The 15,405-nt window shown below is 46.5% G+C and carries 14 protein-coding genes, 1 tRNA gene, 1 rRNA gene, 1 other RNA gene and 1 other annotated feature; of the genes, 3 read left to right on the top strand and 14 right to left on the bottom strand.

What is annotated here, in order from left to right; all coding sequences use genetic code 11:
• Positions 1-335: 335 nt before the first annotated feature.
• The 5 genes from D2910_RS16490 to ffs all read right to left on the bottom strand — a co-directional run bounded on the left by D2910_RS16490 (position 336) and on the right by ffs (position 3,679).
• The gene (locus D2910_RS16490) at positions 336-551 is read right to left on the bottom strand and encodes a YaaL family protein (RefSeq protein ID WP_084242150.1); all 216 of its coding nucleotides are present in this window, start codon (positions 549-551) and stop codon (positions 336-338) included.
• A gap of 16 nt (positions 552-567) precedes the next feature.
• On the bottom strand, positions 568-1,164 hold the full coding sequence (gene recR / locus D2910_RS16485) for a recombination mediator RecR (RefSeq protein ID WP_084242151.1): 597 nt from the start codon (positions 1,162-1,164) through the stop codon (positions 568-570).
• Positions 1,165-1,176: 12 nt separating this feature from the next.
• Positions 1,177-1,497, bottom strand: coding sequence for a YbaB/EbfC family nucleoid-associated protein (locus D2910_RS16480; protein ID WP_033543506.1), 321 nt, complete (start codon positions 1,495-1,497; stop codon positions 1,177-1,179).
• A 28-nt stretch (positions 1,498-1,525) separates the two neighbouring features.
• Complete coding sequence (dnaX, locus tag D2910_RS16475) at positions 1,526-3,262, bottom strand: DNA polymerase III subunit gamma/tau (RefSeq protein WP_117314267.1); 1,737 nt, start codon at positions 3,260-3,262, stop codon at positions 1,526-1,528.
• Positions 3,263-3,413: 151 nt separating this feature from the next.
• An RNA gene (ffs, locus tag D2910_RS16470) (signal recognition particle sRNA large type) lies at positions 3,414-3,679 on the bottom strand.
• A gap of 182 nt (positions 3,680-3,861) precedes the next feature.
• Here ffs and D2910_RS16465 point away from each other — a divergent pair.
• Positions 3,862-3,954: transfer RNA gene (locus D2910_RS16465), tRNA-Ser, on the top strand.
• A 655-nt stretch (positions 3,955-4,609) separates the two neighbouring features.
• Here the strand turns inward: D2910_RS16465 and D2910_RS16455 are convergent.
• From D2910_RS16455 to D2910_RS16445, 3 genes are all read right to left on the bottom strand, one after another.
• Positions 4,610-5,278, bottom strand: coding sequence for a deoxynucleoside kinase (locus D2910_RS16455; RefSeq protein WP_084242153.1), 669 nt, complete (start codon positions 5,276-5,278; stop codon positions 4,610-4,612).
• Entirely contained in the window at positions 5,275-5,913 is a 639-nt protein-coding gene (locus tag D2910_RS16450) for a deoxynucleoside kinase (RefSeq protein ID WP_117314265.1), read from the bottom strand. Before D2910_RS16450 ends, D2910_RS16455 begins: the two co-directional genes overlap by 4 nt.
• Before the next feature lie 94 nt (positions 5,914-6,007).
• Positions 6,008-6,895 (bottom strand): YitT family protein, encoded by an 888-nt coding sequence (locus D2910_RS16445; protein ID WP_117314264.1) that lies wholly within the window; start codon positions 6,893-6,895, stop codon positions 6,008-6,010.
• Between the two features lie 133 nt (positions 6,896-7,028).
• Here D2910_RS16445 and tadA point away from each other — a divergent pair, with 133 nt between their 5' ends.
• A complete protein-coding gene (tadA, locus tag D2910_RS16440) occupies positions 7,029-7,514 on the top strand; it encodes a tRNA adenosine(34) deaminase TadA (protein ID WP_117314263.1) in 486 nt (161 codons plus the stop codon).
• Here tadA and D2910_RS16435 read toward each other — a convergent pair.
• Together D2910_RS16435 and serS are read right to left on the bottom strand one after the other, a co-directional pair.
• Entirely contained in the window at positions 7,509-8,387 is an 879-nt protein-coding gene (locus D2910_RS16435; protein WP_117314262.1) for an alpha/beta fold hydrolase, read from the bottom strand. The two genes, tadA and D2910_RS16435, sit on opposite strands and share 6 nt — an antisense overlap.
• Before the next feature lie 120 nt (positions 8,388-8,507).
• Positions 8,508-9,782, bottom strand: a complete 1,275-nt coding sequence (serS, locus tag D2910_RS16430; protein ID WP_117314261.1) for a serine--tRNA ligase — start codon at positions 9,780-9,782, stop codon at positions 8,508-8,510.
• A 67-nt stretch (positions 9,783-9,849) separates the two neighbouring features.
• Positions 9,850-10,058, bottom strand: a binding site (T-box leader).
• 160 nt (positions 10,059-10,218) lie between these two features.
• Between serS and pdxR the strand changes: the two genes are divergently transcribed.
• Entirely contained in the window at positions 10,219-11,637 is a 1,419-nt protein-coding gene (pdxR, locus tag D2910_RS16425) for a MocR-like pyridoxine biosynthesis transcription factor PdxR (RefSeq protein WP_117314260.1), read from the top strand.
• Between the two features lie 16 nt (positions 11,638-11,653).
• On the opposite strand, the gene D2910_RS16420 is transcribed toward pdxR, so the two are convergent.
• The 4 genes from D2910_RS16420 to rrf form a co-directional block, all read right to left on the bottom strand.
• On the bottom strand, positions 11,654-12,994 hold the full coding sequence (locus D2910_RS16420; RefSeq protein ID WP_276310427.1) for a serine hydrolase: 1,341 nt from the start codon (positions 12,992-12,994) through the stop codon (positions 11,654-11,656).
• A gap of 136 nt (positions 12,995-13,130) precedes the next feature.
• Positions 13,131-14,594 (bottom strand): IMP dehydrogenase, encoded by a 1,464-nt coding sequence (guaB, locus tag D2910_RS16415; protein WP_084242161.1) that lies wholly within the window; start codon positions 14,592-14,594, stop codon positions 13,131-13,133.
• A 102-nt stretch (positions 14,595-14,696) separates the two neighbouring features.
• A complete protein-coding gene (locus tag D2910_RS16410) occupies positions 14,697-15,173 on the bottom strand; it encodes a glutathione peroxidase (protein WP_117314259.1) in 477 nt (158 codons plus the stop codon).
• Positions 15,174-15,326: 153 nt separating this feature from the next.
• Positions 15,327-15,405, bottom strand: a 5S ribosomal RNA gene (gene rrf / locus D2910_RS17120); the annotation flags it as partial.

Here is a 15,405-nt window from a genome sequence, read left to right as displayed (position 1 = left end):
AGCGTTCGTCCTGAGCCAGGATCAAACTCTCCATTATAGAAGTAGTTGATTGCTCAATACTGCTGGCGCATCGCCGTTCCGAAGAACGCACGATTCGCTTTGATCTGTTTGCACTGATCAGTAGATTGTTTGTTGACGTTTTGCTGTTCAGTTTTCAAGGTTCATGTTTGCCGTCGTTCTTGACGACTTCTACAATACTAAAGCATAGCGGCGATACTGTCAACAGATTTTCCAAATAAAATTATATTTAAAAAGTAATTCCTTGGTTTTTCATTTTCCTTCTATATAAGCAGCAAAAAAGAAAAGTGAAGACGAAGGAATAGAACCCTTTGCCCTCACTTGATTTTCACTTCACGCAGCCTTGCTTCCTTTAATAGAAACAAATGCTTACTCTCAGCGATTTTTCGTTTAGCAATTATATACAAATCATAATCGTCAGACATTTCTTCCATTTCTTTAGCCACTTGCAACTCTTGCTTAGCGGCGAAGAAGTGGGAAATCAACTGCTCGTCGAACTCTTTCTTTAATTTCCCTCTTTTTGAAAACAGCATTCGTCGATCTCCTCTATTATAACTCGCGCCGGCCTTCGAGCGCTTTCGATAAAGTTACTTCATCCGCATACTCAAGGTCTCCGCCAACAGGCAGCCCATGTGCGATACGAGTTGTTTTGATGCCTGAAGGTCTGACCAGCCGCGAGATGTACATCGCTGTCGCTTCACCTTCAATGGTGGGATTCGTAGCCAAGATCAATTCATCAACTTGTTCATCCTGCAAACGTTTCAGCAAAGATGGTACATTGATATCTTCCGGGCCAATCCCTTCCATTGGAGAGATGGCTCCTTGCAATACGTGGTACAAACCGGTGTAATCACGCATTTTCTCCATGGCGATTACGTCTTTCGGATCCTGTACCACACAAATCGTTGTGCGATCACGTTTTTGGTCCTGGCAAATGTGGCAGGGATCAACGTCCGTGATATGGCCGCATACTGAGCAGAAACTAAGGTTCCGCTTTGCGTCAACGAGCGCTTTCGCAAAATCAAGCACCGTGTCCTCTTTCATTCCAAGCACAAAAAATGCCAGACGGGCCGCTGTTTTCGGCCCAATCCCTGGCAATTTCATAAAACTCTCCATTAACTTCGATATTGGTTCCGGATAATGCATAATTATTGCCTCCTAGAACATTCCTGGGATATTTAAGCCCTTCGTGAATTTCCCCATTGTGGAATTCGCGTGTTCGTCCGCTTTCTTGAATGCTTCGTTTGTTGCAACCACCAATAGATCCTGCAGCATTTCAACATCTTCCGGGTCTACAACTGATGGATCCATAACGATGTCCAATACTTCTTTATGTCCAGAAACAGTGACTTTGACCATTCCGCCGCCAGCTGCTCCCTCAAATTTCATCGTGCCAAGCTCTTCCTGAGCCTCAGCCATCTGTTTTTGCATTTTCTGCATTTGTTTCATCATACCTTGCATATTTCCGCCACCGCGCATAATGTATTCCTCCTAATATGTTTGTTTGTCAGTCTTCATGAACTTCGACGAAATCTTTTCCGAAAAGCCGCTCCGCTTCAGCGATGAACGGATCTTCTTCCGCTGCCGCGCCTTCCTGGGAGAACGGGTTTTCTTCTTCAGTATCCGCCTGGCTGTCTTCAGTGCCCGCTTTCAATCCGCTGTTTCTGATGAATTCTTCACGGATTTTCAGCCAACTTGCATCAGGAACGTAAACCGGCGTATACGCTTTACCTGTATACTGCTCCAGCAACTGGCTGAAAGCCGTTGCGAAAGTCTGGTTTTCTGATGCCATCTGGCAATGAATATCATACTTGAATTTTAACACAAATGCATCACTTGATGCCGCTACCGGCTCCGCTTCATTCAATAAAGCCGAATGGGATTTCTGGAGCTGGCCCATGACCGTCGCCCAATTCGTCTTGATGGCTTGGATATCCGGTTTAGTCGCGTTTTTCAGCACGTCCTGTATACGGCCTGTCGGAATTTTAAAGCCGCTCTGTACACGCTGCCGCTTTTTCTGTTCGGCAGGAGCTGCCACCGCTGATCCGCCGCCGCCATTTTTCAGCTGCTGCTGCAATTCGCGGACAAGCTGCTCAAGTGTCGACACTTTCGCTTCGAGTTCAGGAGAAGCTGCTGCTGAATTCATTGCCAGTACCGGCGTTTCCGCCTGCACCATTTTCAGCAACGCTGTTTCCATATAGATCTTAGTGTGATTGGAAAACCGCATTTCCTGCTGGGTCTTGGTCATGATGTCGATCCAGAGATAAAGCGTCGCAGGTTCGAATCGTTTCGCCAATTCCTCAAAACGGGGTTCGTGGCTGGCAAGTTCCAGCATATCGTGCAGATCGGGCGCCGTTTGAATCAGCAGCAGATCGCGGAAGAAGGTGATGAAATCTTCCACCAGCCGTACCGGATCCTTGCCGTCGCGCACCAATTGTTCCAATAAAGTCAAAGCCTGGCCGATGTCTTTTGCCAATAAGGCCTCAGCAATCGAATAAAACATGTCCTGGCTGATCGACCCTGTCACCAGCAGCGCATCTTCGATGGTCATTTCGTCTCCGCTGAATGACACAACCTGATCAAGGAGGCTGAGGGCATCCCGCATTCCGCCGGCTGCCGCCTGCGCAATGATTTTCAGTACCTGCTCATTGTATGGAATATTTGCATCATTTAGCACTTCCACCATACGCAAGACGATATCCGCTTGTGTATGTGATTTAAAGTCGAAGCGCTGACACCGGGAAATTATTGTCAACGGCAATTTATGCGGTTCAGTGGTCGCCAGGATGAAGACGACGTGTTCCGGCGGTTCTTCAAGTGTTTTCAAGAGCGCGTTGAATGCGCTGTTGGATAACATATGGACTTCATCGATGATGTAAATTTTAAACCGTGAATTCGCAGGAGAAAAACGGACCTTCTCAATGATTTCCCGCATTTCCTCAACCCGCGAATTGGAGGCCGCATCGAATTCGATGACATCCGTGTTGGATCCTTCCATAATGCTCAGACAGGAAGAACATTCATTGCAGGGTTCGGAAACCGGCGCCCTTTCACAGTTCAGCGCTTTGGCAAAAATCTTTGCCGCACTCGTCTTCCCTGTACCCCGAGGGCCGGAAAACAAGTAAGCGTGAGTCGTTTTATTGTAAAGGAGAGCATTTTGAAGGGTTTGTTTGACATGCACCTGACCGGTCATCTCTGAAAAGGACTGGGGTCTGTATACACGGTAAAAAGCTTGATACGCCAACGGTTTTCTCTCCTTTTGGAAAATAAGTTTTTCGTCCTTCCATTATACCATAAATCGGCCTTTTCCCTTAAGGTTTTCGGACGTCTTTCGTTTGAATGAAACAAAAAACCTGCCCGCAATAAGCGGACAGGTTCTGATTATAATTTTAATGCCGTGCACCTTTCTTCGACTGCTGCACATAAGCGTTACCCTTGTCGCTGGCTCGATCTAGGCGATCCCGCGGCACATGGAATGTTCCACTTAATGCTGCTTCCTTCCGGACCTGACATGGTTCATGGGATTCCATTGCGCAGGACCCAGATGTCAACACTACGTGCAAGAGGCAGACCTTACATACAAACAGCCTCAGAAAGGAATTCAGTCCTGCTAAAGCGGATTGCAGGTTACAGGACACCGCTATCTTCCCACCTAGCACGGCATTTACTAGTATACGAATTATTCACGAAAAAATCAATCCGAAAGGCTATATCCTTTGAAATTGTTGTGAGAAAAGGCGGCAAACCTGCTCTTTTCGAATAAAATAGAAAAACCCAAAAAAAATTAAACGAAAGTGTTGACAGTATTTATTGATCCGTGTTAAATTAATTCTTGTCTGATACGGAGGAATACCCAAGTTTGGCTGAAGGGATCGGTCTTGAAAACCGACAGGGGAGTCAAATCCCGCGGGGGTTCGAATCCCTCTTCCTCCTCCATTTTTTGAATTTACGCGCATATAAATTCGAGATTGGATTCGTTACGAAAGTAGCGAATTTTTCTTAACCCATATGTGACTGAAAATTTAGATTCGATTAAATATTATTTTTATGAGGCTTTCCCAGCGGAGAGCCTCTTTTATATTTCCCGGGAAATAACGAAAAGCGACAGCGCCCGTTTAGCTCTGAAAGGCATAAGACGGATCAGCAGAGTGGCGTTCTTTGCCACGGCAGCTGATATGGCTTATGACCCGAAGAGCTGGGCCGCTGGAGTCTGGACACTGGAAAAGCGGAAACTGCCGCTCAGCTCCGACTAGCGTAAGACGCTTTGGCGAAGCGGCATCTTTTCAGCCGCACAGCCAAAGTGGCTTACGACTCGAGGAGTTGGCCGTTGGAGTCTGGACACCGAAAAGCGCAAGCGCCCGATCAGCTCTGAAAGGCATAAGACAGAACAGCAGAGTGGCGTCCTTTGCCACGGAGCTGGACTGGCTTATGACCCGAAGAGCTGGGCCGCTGGAGTCTGGACACTGGAAAAGCGCAAGCGCCCGTTAAGCTCTTCGGGTCATAAGCCAGCACAGCTCCGACAAACCCAAGCACCCAAAAAATTTTAAAAAACAGTGGGCAGATTTCATAATCCGCCCACTGTTTCTATTTTTTATTTGCGCAGCACCAAAGCCTGCTGCATGAAGTTGCCGATGCGTTCAACGATCTGCTCGGAACATTCCGGATCGTTCAGCAAGTCGTAATCGTTGATATTCAGACGCAATACCGGGCAACCGTTGAATGTGTTGATCCAGTTTTCGTAGCGCTGATGCATTTCAACCCAATAGTCGATCGGTGTCTGCTGTTCCATCTGGCGTCCGCGTTCCTGGATGCGCCCGATGATGTCATCGATTGAACCTTCGAGGTAGATCAATAAATCCGGATGCGGGAAATAAGGGGTCATCACCATGGCTTCAAAAAGATTGGTATACGTTTCGTAATCCACGTTGTTCATCGTGCCTTTATCCCAATGCATCTTGGCGAAAATGCCGGTATCTTCGTAGATTGAACGATCCTGGATAAAGCCGCCGCCATATTCGAACATGCGCTTTTGCTCCTTGAAGCGTTCAGCGAGGAAATAAATCTGTAAATGGAAGCTCCATTTTTCAAAATCATCGTAGAATAGGTCCAGGTACGGGTTCGAATCCACTTTCTCGAAAGAAGTGCGGAATTGAAGCGCATCTGCCAAAGCCTTTGTCATTGTCGATTTGCCGACGCCGACTGTTCCTGCAATCGTGATGACCGCATTTGCCGGAATACCATATTTTTCGCGTAAATTCATATCGTCAAACTCCTTTGTTGTAGCGTATCGTCTACCTTGGATAGGATCAGCTGCAGATCCCTTTCATTTTGTACAAAATCTATTTCATCTCCGTTGAAGCGGAGCACAGGGATTTCAGGATGCGTACGTTCGAAATGCTCGATGAACTCGTGGTAATCGGCAGCAAGCTGCTCCATGTAATCGGCTGTAATCATCGTTTCGAATTCACGGCCGCGGAGTTTGATGCGTTTCATCAGGGTATCAAGGCTGGCATGCAGGTAAATGACCATATTCGGCTTCGGCATGTCGGCTGTCAGGATTTTGTAGATTTCCTCGTATTTCGCATATTCTTCGGGCGGCAATGTGCGCTTGGCGAAGATGAGGTTTTTAAAGATGTGGTAATCGGCTACAACCGAGTCCTGTTTCGAGATGAACTTCTTCTGTATATCAGTCAATTGCTTGTAGCGATTGCAAAGAAAGAACATTTCCGTCTGGAAGCTCCATTCTTCGATGTCTTCATAGAATTTATTTAAAAACGGATTTTCATCCACGATTTCTTTAAGTAATTTGAATTGATTCTGATCAGCAATCGCTTTACTCAACGATGTTTTCCCTACGCCAATCGGCCCTTCTACTGTGATAAATGGCACCGGCATCCGAAGCCCCCCTTTTTCTTTTCATGTACGTTCGTTGACCTTAATTTTACCATAGACAGAACTTGAAAAGTAGAGGCAAAAAGCACCCGCCAAATTAATGGATGGGTGCTTTGAATGTTCCGCCGTGGACTTCCTGGGTGCTCATGATGGTCAGGAACGCCTTCGGATCAATGTCATGTACGACCTGTTTCAATTTTGAAATCTCGAGCCTCGTGACGACCAGATAAATGACATCTTTCTCGTTCTCGTTATAGCCGCCCTTGCCGTGGAGCTTCGTGACGCTTCTTCCGAGGCGGTCATTGATGGCCGATCCCAGTTCCTCGAATTCATCCGAAACGATGAAGACCGATTTTGTATCGTTCAATCCCTGGATCACCGCATCAATTGTTTTCGAAGCGATATAATAAGTCAGGATCGAATACATCGCCTGCTGCCAGCCGAGAACGAATCCGGCCCAGCTGAAGATGAAGATATTGGTGAACATGACGAATTCCCCGACAGAAAAAGGCAGTTTCCGGCTCAATAGGATGCCAAGAATCTCCGTACCGTCGAGCGCGCCGCCGTTTCGGATGACGATGCCGACCCCCGCTCCAAGCAATAAACCCCCGAATACCGTAGCAAGCAATGGATCATCGACAAATGGTTCGAATTTATGCATCGGAATTTCGACAAGCGCCAAGGCCACAATTGAAAAAATGGAGGACAGAAAGAAATTCCGTCCGATATGCTTATAGCCGAAAAACAGGAACGGCAAGTTGATGGCGACCAGCAGCAGCCCGAAAGGCAGTTCGGTCAGATAATCCAGGATCAATGAAACCCCGATGATCCCGCCGTCAATAATAGCGTTCGGCACTAAAAAAAGCTCGATGGATGCTGCAGCCATCGTCGCGCCGATCAGCATGGCAACATAACGGCCCAATAGATGAGGAAGTGTTTCCTTCTTGTGTTCTTTTTTATATAGCTTTTTTTGTTTCTTTTTCATAGGATACGCTCCTCATCAAATTTCTTCTTAATTTATTTTAATCCTCAATTTTCAGTTTGTCGCCCTCTGGAAGGAAATCTGACTGCCTCATTTTAAAGAAAGATGCTAAACTGAGCTTAAGGAGAGATGCATGATGAACGGCTTGGAACTCGACCAGCATTATATGAAAATGGCGATAGAAGAAGCAAATAAAGCGGCGGCCAAAGGAGAAGTGCCCATCGGCGCCGTCATCGTCCGCGACGGTGAAGTGATTGCGCGTGCGCATAACCTGCGGGAAACGACACAGAATGCCGTCACCCATGCGGAGTTGCTGGCAATACAGCAGGCCTGTGAAGAACTTGGCAGCTGGCGGCTGGAAAACACGATCCTTTACGTAACGTTAGAGCCTTGTCCGATGTGTGCAGGCGCTATTCTGCAATCCCGGATTCCGAGAGTTGTCTACGGTGCACGGGACGTGAAAGCGGGATCGGTCGATTCCCTGTACAGGTTATTGAACGATGAACGCTTCAATCATCAATGCGAGGTAAAAGAAAATGTACTGGCTGACGAATGTGGGGGGCTGCTCACACAGTTTTTCCGCGCCTTGCGGGAGAAAAAGAAAAAACGGAAGCTCCTATAGAGTTTCCGTTTTTTCTTCGTCCAGAAATTCCATAATCAGCCGGTTCAAAATCTCCGGCTGCTCATGATGCACCCAGTGGGTAGCATGCCCGATCAGCACCAATTCTGCATCCTTGCAGAAAGTCAGGCTTTCCTTCGCCAATTGCAACGATAGAAACTGATCGCCGACTCCCCACAGAATCCTTACAGGCACGTCGATCTTCCTCTTCGGCGTCTGGCGGAAGCTTCCTTTCGGCAATGCCCGGTACCAATTCAGCATTCCGGTCAGTGCTCCCGGCTGTGCCCATGCTTCCCCGTACCGTTCAAGATCTTCCTCAGAAAACGTGTTTTTCCGGCTGGTGCCCGCCATCGCCTGTTTCATGAAACTGAAATCTTCCGCTGCCATCATCGCTTCCGGCAGCTTGGGAATTTGAAAATACAGCATATACGAACTTTTCACCCATTGCATAGGATTTCGCATCATCACTTTCGGCATCGCCTGCGGATGCGGAATATTAACGGCAATCATCTTTTCCACCAGCTCAGGCCTGGTCGCAGCCAGCTGCCAGGCAACCGCGCCGCCCCAATCATGTCCGACCACAAACGCTTTTTCTTTTCCGCTCTGCTCGATCAGACCCGCGATGTCGTCCCGCAGATCATTTAACGTATAATTCTCTGCTCCCGGCGGTTTACTGCTCCGATTATAGCCCCGCTGATCCGGTGCCATCACCCGGTAGCCCTGTTTCGCTAAAGCGTCGATCTGATGCTTCCACCCATACCAGAATTCCGGAAAGCCATGCAGCAGGATCACCAGCGGTCCGTCTTCCGGACCCGCTACAGCCGTATGCAGCGTGACTCCATTCGTTTCAACCGATTGAAAAGAAAGATTCTCCACATCAAAAACCCCTTTCAATTCTCCTGCTTACCCATACCCGTTCTGCCATCAATGAACCCCGTCTTTTCCGCCAATAAAAAGAAAGCTCCATAAGCGTGATGCTTACGGAGCCTTCAGGTTTTATTTGATGAATTCTTTGCCGCTCATATAAGGACGCAGCACTTCCGGAATGCGGACAGAGCCGTCTTCCTGCTGGAAGTTTTCAAGCAAAGCTGCAACAGTACGGCCGATTGCCAGGCCACTGCCGTTCAATGTATGAACGAATTCAGGCTTGCCGCCTGCTTCGCGGCGGAATTTGATATTGGCGCGTCTTGCCTGGAAATCTTCGAAATTACTGCAAGAAGAAATTTCGCGGTACATTTCCTGGCTCGGAATCCACACTTCGATATCGTATTTCTTCGCTGCCGTAAATCCAAGATCCGCTGTACACATTTTCAGCACACGGTATGGAAGACCCAATAATTGAAGCACTTTCTCAGCGTGGCCCGTCAATTTCTCCAGCTCATCGTAAGATTCTTCCGGCTTCACAAAGCGCACCAGCTCGACTTTATTGAATTGATGCTGACGAATCAATCCCCGTGTGTCGCGCCCTGCAGAACCCGCTTCAGAGCGGAAATTCGCGCTGTAAGAAGCAAATGCCTGCGGCAGCATGTCGCCTGTCAGGATTTCGTCGCGGTAAAAGTTCGTCACCGGCACTTCAGAAGTCGGAATCAGGAAATAATCCTCTTTTTCGATGAGGAAAGCATCTTCCTCGAATTTCGGCAATTGCCCGGTGCCCGTCAGACTTTCACGGTTGACCAGATAAGGCGGCAGCATTTCTTCGTAATCATGTTCTTCCTGGTGAAGGTCCATCATGAAGTTGATCAAAGCGCGTTCAAGGCGTGCTCCCAGGCCGCGATAGAACACAAAACGACTCCCTGTCACTTTCGCTGCGCGTTCAAAATCGACGATGTTCAAGTCTGTTGCAATATCCCAATGCGGTTTCGCTTCATAGCCGAATTCCGGCTTGTCGCCCCAAACGCGAATTTCTTCGTTATCATCTTCAGAATCGCCAAGCGGAACGCTGTCGTGCGGAATATTCGGCACGCGCATCATGATATAGTTCAGGCGCTCTTCAACTTCGCGTAATTCATCGTCGATTGTCTTGATCTTGTCGCCCACTTCACGCATTTTCGCAATGGCTTCGTCGGCATTTTCTTTATTGCGTTTCATGACTGCGATATTCTGGGAAGCCTCGTTGCGCTCGGCTTTCAACTTCTCCGTCTGCGCAATCAACTCCCGGCGCTTGGCATCAAGCGGCTGGAAATCTTCCAAAACGGAAATATCCTCTCCCCGCTTCGCAAGCTTGCTCTTCACTTCTTCAAAATTGTCCCGTACAAATCGGATGTCCAACATGATAAATTCCTCCTCTTGTTTTTGGCGCAAATGGAAAAAAGACAACAAAAATAGCCCACATCCCTGTGAAAGGGACGAGAGCTACCCGCGTTGCCACCCTGATTAACCGGAAAAATCTCCGATTCTCTTCATCACATAACGGCATTAAAACCGGCAATGGCTTATTTCGCCATGCAACTCCGGGGTGGATTCAAACGCGTTTTTCACCGGTTCGCACCAACCACCGGCTCTCTTTGGAAAAACAGACGTCCTACTAATTCCCATCAACGTTTCTTCTTTGAAATTAATCATACTTTACTATAATCTCATCTTTTTGGCAAGAGGCCCTTGCAGTTAGCCAGTTTTGTCGAAACTGTCCCTTTCCGTTATACTTATTCTGACCTTGTAATTAGTCACGAAATTCAAAATACAAAGATGCCAGTTTGGAGGAATAGAAATGGACATGCTCATGTTCCAATTAAAGAAAAAAAGCACCACCCCCATCTACAAACAACTCTACATCGAAATCAAACAGGCCATCATCGACGGCAAAATATCCGTCGAGACCAAATTGCCGAGCAAACGGAAACTGGCTGAATTCCTGGATATCAGCCAAACAACGGTAGAACTGGCTTATGGTCAGCTGGTAGCGGAAGGTTTTATTGAATCACGGCCTCGAAAAGGCTATTATGCCCAGGCAGTCGAAGAATTGGCTTACCTCGATTTGCCGCAGGAGGAACCGGTGATACCAGAAAAGATCGATTATCAATTTGATTTTAATCCAGCACAGATCGATACGGAATCCTTCCCTTTTTCCACGTGGCGCAAATTGGCCAAGGAAGTTCTCGATGAGTCGAACGGCGAATTCCTGTTATCCGGCCATCCGCAAGGCGATGACATACTGCGGCAGGAAATTGCCCGCTATCTGTTCCAGTCACGGGGAGTGGTCTGCCAGCCAAACCAAATCATCATCGGTTCAGGGACAGAGCAATTGATGCCGCTATTGATCCGGCTGCTCAATAAAAACCTGATTTTCGGCTTTGAAAATCCTGGATACGCCCTCACCCACAGCATTTTCAGCCACCACGACCGGAAGTCATTGCCGATCAGCATCGATGAAGACGGCATCAATATGGAAGAATTGGAAGCTTCACCGGTAGATGTGGCGTATGTCACCCCTTCCCACCAGTTTCCGACAGGCTCTGTCTTAAGTGCTACCCGGCGCGCCCAATTATTGAACTGGGCGACTGCCAAGCCTGGACGTTACATCATTGAAGATGATTATGACAGTGAATTCCGCTATACCAGTCGTCCGATTCCCGCCTTGCAAAGCATGGACCTGAGCGGCCGGGTTGTCTATATCAGTACTTTTTCAAAATCGCTGATGCCCTCACTCCGTATCGCCTATATGGTATTGCCAAACACATTGCTCACCGAATACAATAAAACCTTTCTGCATTACTCGTCTTCCGTACCAAGGCTGGACCAGCAGATCGTGGCCCAATTCATGAAAGGAGGACATTTTTCGAGACACCTCAACCGGATGCGAAAGCTATATAAAAAGAAACTGGAAAAATTGACAGCTGAATTGGCTTTATTCGCACCAGCAGTTAAGATTTCAGGGGAGCAAGCAGGAATGCATGTCGTTTTGACGGTACAGACCCCACTCAGTGAGAAACAGCTGATTGAGCATGCAAAAGCAGCTGGCATCCGGGTTTTCGGCCTGCATTCCTATGACGTCAGAAAGTCAGAAAGTTCTTCTCCCCGCATCGTCATCGGTTTTGGCGGTCTGTCTGAACAGCAAATAGAAGAAGGCATCCATCAGCTTATGGCAAGCTGGAAAATCAGCAAAACAAAAAGCAGCTCATCTTTATAAGATGAACTGCTTTTTATTAGAATAGGCCTTTTACAAAATCAACAGCGCCATTCCACATAGTGGAGAAGAAGCTTCCAACTGCCTGCAGGGAAAGGGAAAACCAGTTGGCGCGCTCGACGCTTTCAGTTGTAATGACTTCAGCGCCGCTCGCTGAACCATCCAAATAACCGTAATCAGATCCCGATTCCTTTGTCAGGTTAACGGTACCGACCACTTTGTCTTTTTCAATCGACGCTTCCAATTTGCCATTGTCAAGTAGAGATTCATCAATGACCAATTCAGGTACATAAGCATCTTTTTCGCTTGAACGTACCATCATTGTAATCGGTTCTTTAACAGCAATCTTGACTTCATCTTCTTTACCTTTGGCAACCGGCAAAGCTTGCTGATCTTCAAATTGATAACCGGCAGGAACGATTTCCTGTTTTGTAAACTGTCCGAAGCCGTAATCCATCAATGCGCGGGTCGCATCAAAACGTGCTTTATAAGAACCGACGCCTTCGCTGTCCACAGCTTTCATTACCACAGTAATCAAACGGACATCATCGCGTTTTGCTGTACCAGTGAAAGAATGTCCGGCAAAATCAGTTGTACCTGTTTTCAGGCCGTCCATACCTTCATATTCGTAAACAAGCCCTGGAAGCATGAAATTCCAGTTCGGCATTTCCGTTCTGTCATCAGTGCCATCGCGGAAAACCGCTTTGGGAATGCTTGTTGTTTCAAGAACTTCAGGGTAATCGTTCATCAACGCTCTCGCTAATTTCGCTACAGAACGTGCAGTCATGACGTTTTCGTCAGTTTCTCCAGTTCCTTCCGGATGCATGCCTTTCAAATCGGCATTGTTCAGACCTGTCGAGTTCACGAATTTAGTGTCTTCAAGACCTAATTCTTCAGCTTTTTTATTCATGAGGCGAACGAATTCACCCTCGGTTCCGGCAATTGTTTCTGCGATGCCGATAGTTGCTGCGTTAGCTGAATAAATCGCCAAAGCTTCATATAATTCTTTGATGGAATATGTTCCGTCGGCACGAAGCGGCACATTGCTGAGCGCTCTGTCCTGTGAAATTTGGTATGTATAATCAGTTACGCTGTATTGTTGATCCCAAGTTATACGCCCATCTTCAATAGCTTCAAAAAGCAGGTATTCCGTCATCATTTTTGTCATACTTGCAACACCAAGCGGCGTTTCAGCATTTTGTTCAAATAGGATTTTTCCACTTTCAGCATCCACCAAAATAGCGGCATCTGCCATTATATTCAATGATTCGTTCGCACTTGCCTGTTGTGGAACGATAATAGTAGTCATAAACATAGCTAATACGGTAAGCAACATTGTCATCTTAAAAACGTTCTTCAAATCTCTCTATACCTCCATTAATCTGTTTCCCCATGCTATTCTATCATATTATTAATGTCCTGAAATAAAAATATGCAAAAAGCACTCTTTCCCAGCGCATAACGATGGAAAAGAGTGCTAAAAGGTTCAGCTTTTATTATATTGAGTAGTTTGGTGACTCTTTTGTAATCTGGACATCATGCGGATGGCTTTCGCGCAATCCAGCACCTGTCATACGGATGAATTGGGCTTCATTGCGCAAAGTCTCCAAATCTTTTGTTCCGCAATACCCCATGCCTGCACGGATACCGCCAAGTAATTGATGGATCGTGTCAGTCAGTGGACCTTTATAAGGCAATCTTCCTTCGATGCCTTCAGGTACCAGTTTTTTCGCTTCGTCCTGGAAATAACGGTCTTTCGATCCTTTTTCCATAGAAGCGATTGAACCCATCCCACGGTAAGTTTTGAACCGGCGGCCTTGGAAGATTTCAGTTTCTCCTGGGCTTTCCGTCGTGCCGGCAAGCAAACTGCCGAGCATTACGACATGTCCGCCTGCTGCAAGAGCTTTAATGATATCACCGGAATATTTAATGCCGCCATCGGCGATAATCGCTTTTCCATGTTTTCGAGCCTCTGTTGCACAATCATAAACCGCGGTAATCTGAGGAACGCCAACACCAGCTACGACACGCGTCGTGCAGATGGATCCCGGTCCAATACCCACTTTGACCACGTCTGCCCCAGCTTCGATCAGAGCTCTTGTTCCTTCTGCTGTTGCAACATTTCCAGCTATAATCGTAAGTTCAGGGAATTGGGAGCGAATTTCGCTGACCATTTCCAAGACTCCTTTCGAGTGGCCATGCGCAGTATCCAGAACAACAACATCCACTTGCGCTTTTACAAGCTGCTCAACACGTCTCAACGTATCAGAAGTGACACCGACTGCTGCACCGGCAAGGAGGCGTCCGTGGGAATCTTTTGCTGCAATCGGGAATTCGATGACCTTCTCGATATCTTTGATTGTGATTAAGCCTTTCAGCATTCCTGCATTATCCACAATCGGCAATTTTTCAATTTTGTATTGTTGAAGAATCTTCTCTGCATCCTCTAATGTAGTACCGACTGGAGCTGTCACTAATTTTTCTTTCGTCATGACATCATTTATTTTCAATGAATAATCCTGAATAAAGCGGAGATCGCGGTTGGTAATGATGCCAACCAACTTCAATTCTTCCTCGTTATTGACGATCGGCACACCAGAAATACGATATTTACCCATCAAATGTTCTGCATCATACACTTGGTGATCTGGAGTTAAAAAGAAAGGATCGGTAATAACACCATTTTCCGAACGTTTAACTGTAGTCACATGTTCTGCTTGCTCTTCGATGCTCATATTTTTATGAATAACCCCAAGACCGCCTTGGCGCGCCATGGAAATCGCCATTTTTGCTTCTGTAACAGTGTCCATCCCAGCACTGATGATAGGGATGTTCAATTTCAGTTTGGGCGTTAACTCCACAGATAAATTTACATCTTTCGGCAATACTTCCGAATGTCCTGGAACAAGCAATACATCGTCAAAAGTCAGACCCTCTTTTACAAATTTCGATTCCCACATTATCGACACGCCTCCCGCTTCCTATTAAATATTATTGTAAGGTTATCAGTGGGCATGCGGGGTGTCAAGAATTCAAAAATAGAAAAAGTATTCCGACTAATCTTATAGGATGGTCATAAGATCTTCTTCGATTTCCTGCGGCGAAGTTTGAGGTGAATATCTTTTAATAACATGGCCTTCTTTATCTACTAAAAACTTCGCAAAATTCCATGCGATTTCTTCAGCTTCGATATCCTCATGCTTTGAAGTCAAATAAGTGAATAGAGGAGCCACATTTGCTCCTTTAACATCCGTTTTGGCAAACATCGGAAACGTTACGCCATAATTCTTCTGACAGAATTCCATTGTTTCATCCTGTTTATCAAATTCCTGATTATTGAATTGTGAACTTGGAAAGCCGAGGATTTGAAAATCTTTGCCAGAATGCTTTTCATACAATTTTTGCAGCTCTTCAAATTGGGGAGTCAATCCACATTTACTTGCTGTATTGACGATGACTAACGCATTCCCTTTAAACTTTTCAAGGGATTCCATTTCTCCTTGCAAGTTTTTTACTTTGTAATCATAAATCGAAACCATTTTATCAACCTCCTGAGTTACTTTAAGAGTATATATTAAATGATGTAGAAACAAGCAATAAACTATCTATCCAAATTAATTTTTAAATTACTTAAGTTAATGAACGACAAAAAAGGCCGCTACCGCTTGCGCGGTAACGACCTTTCTTTCTGTGCCCAGCGACGTCCTACTCTCACAGGGGGAGATCCCCCAACTACCATCGGCGCAAAAGAGCTTAACTGCCGTGTTCGGG

Source organism: Planomicrobium okeanokoites (assembly GCF_003428875.1).
Classification (GTDB): Bacteria; Bacillota; Bacilli; order Bacillales_A; family Planococcaceae; genus Planococcus; species Planococcus okeanokoites.
This window is presented reverse-complemented; position numbering and strand designations above follow the sequence as displayed.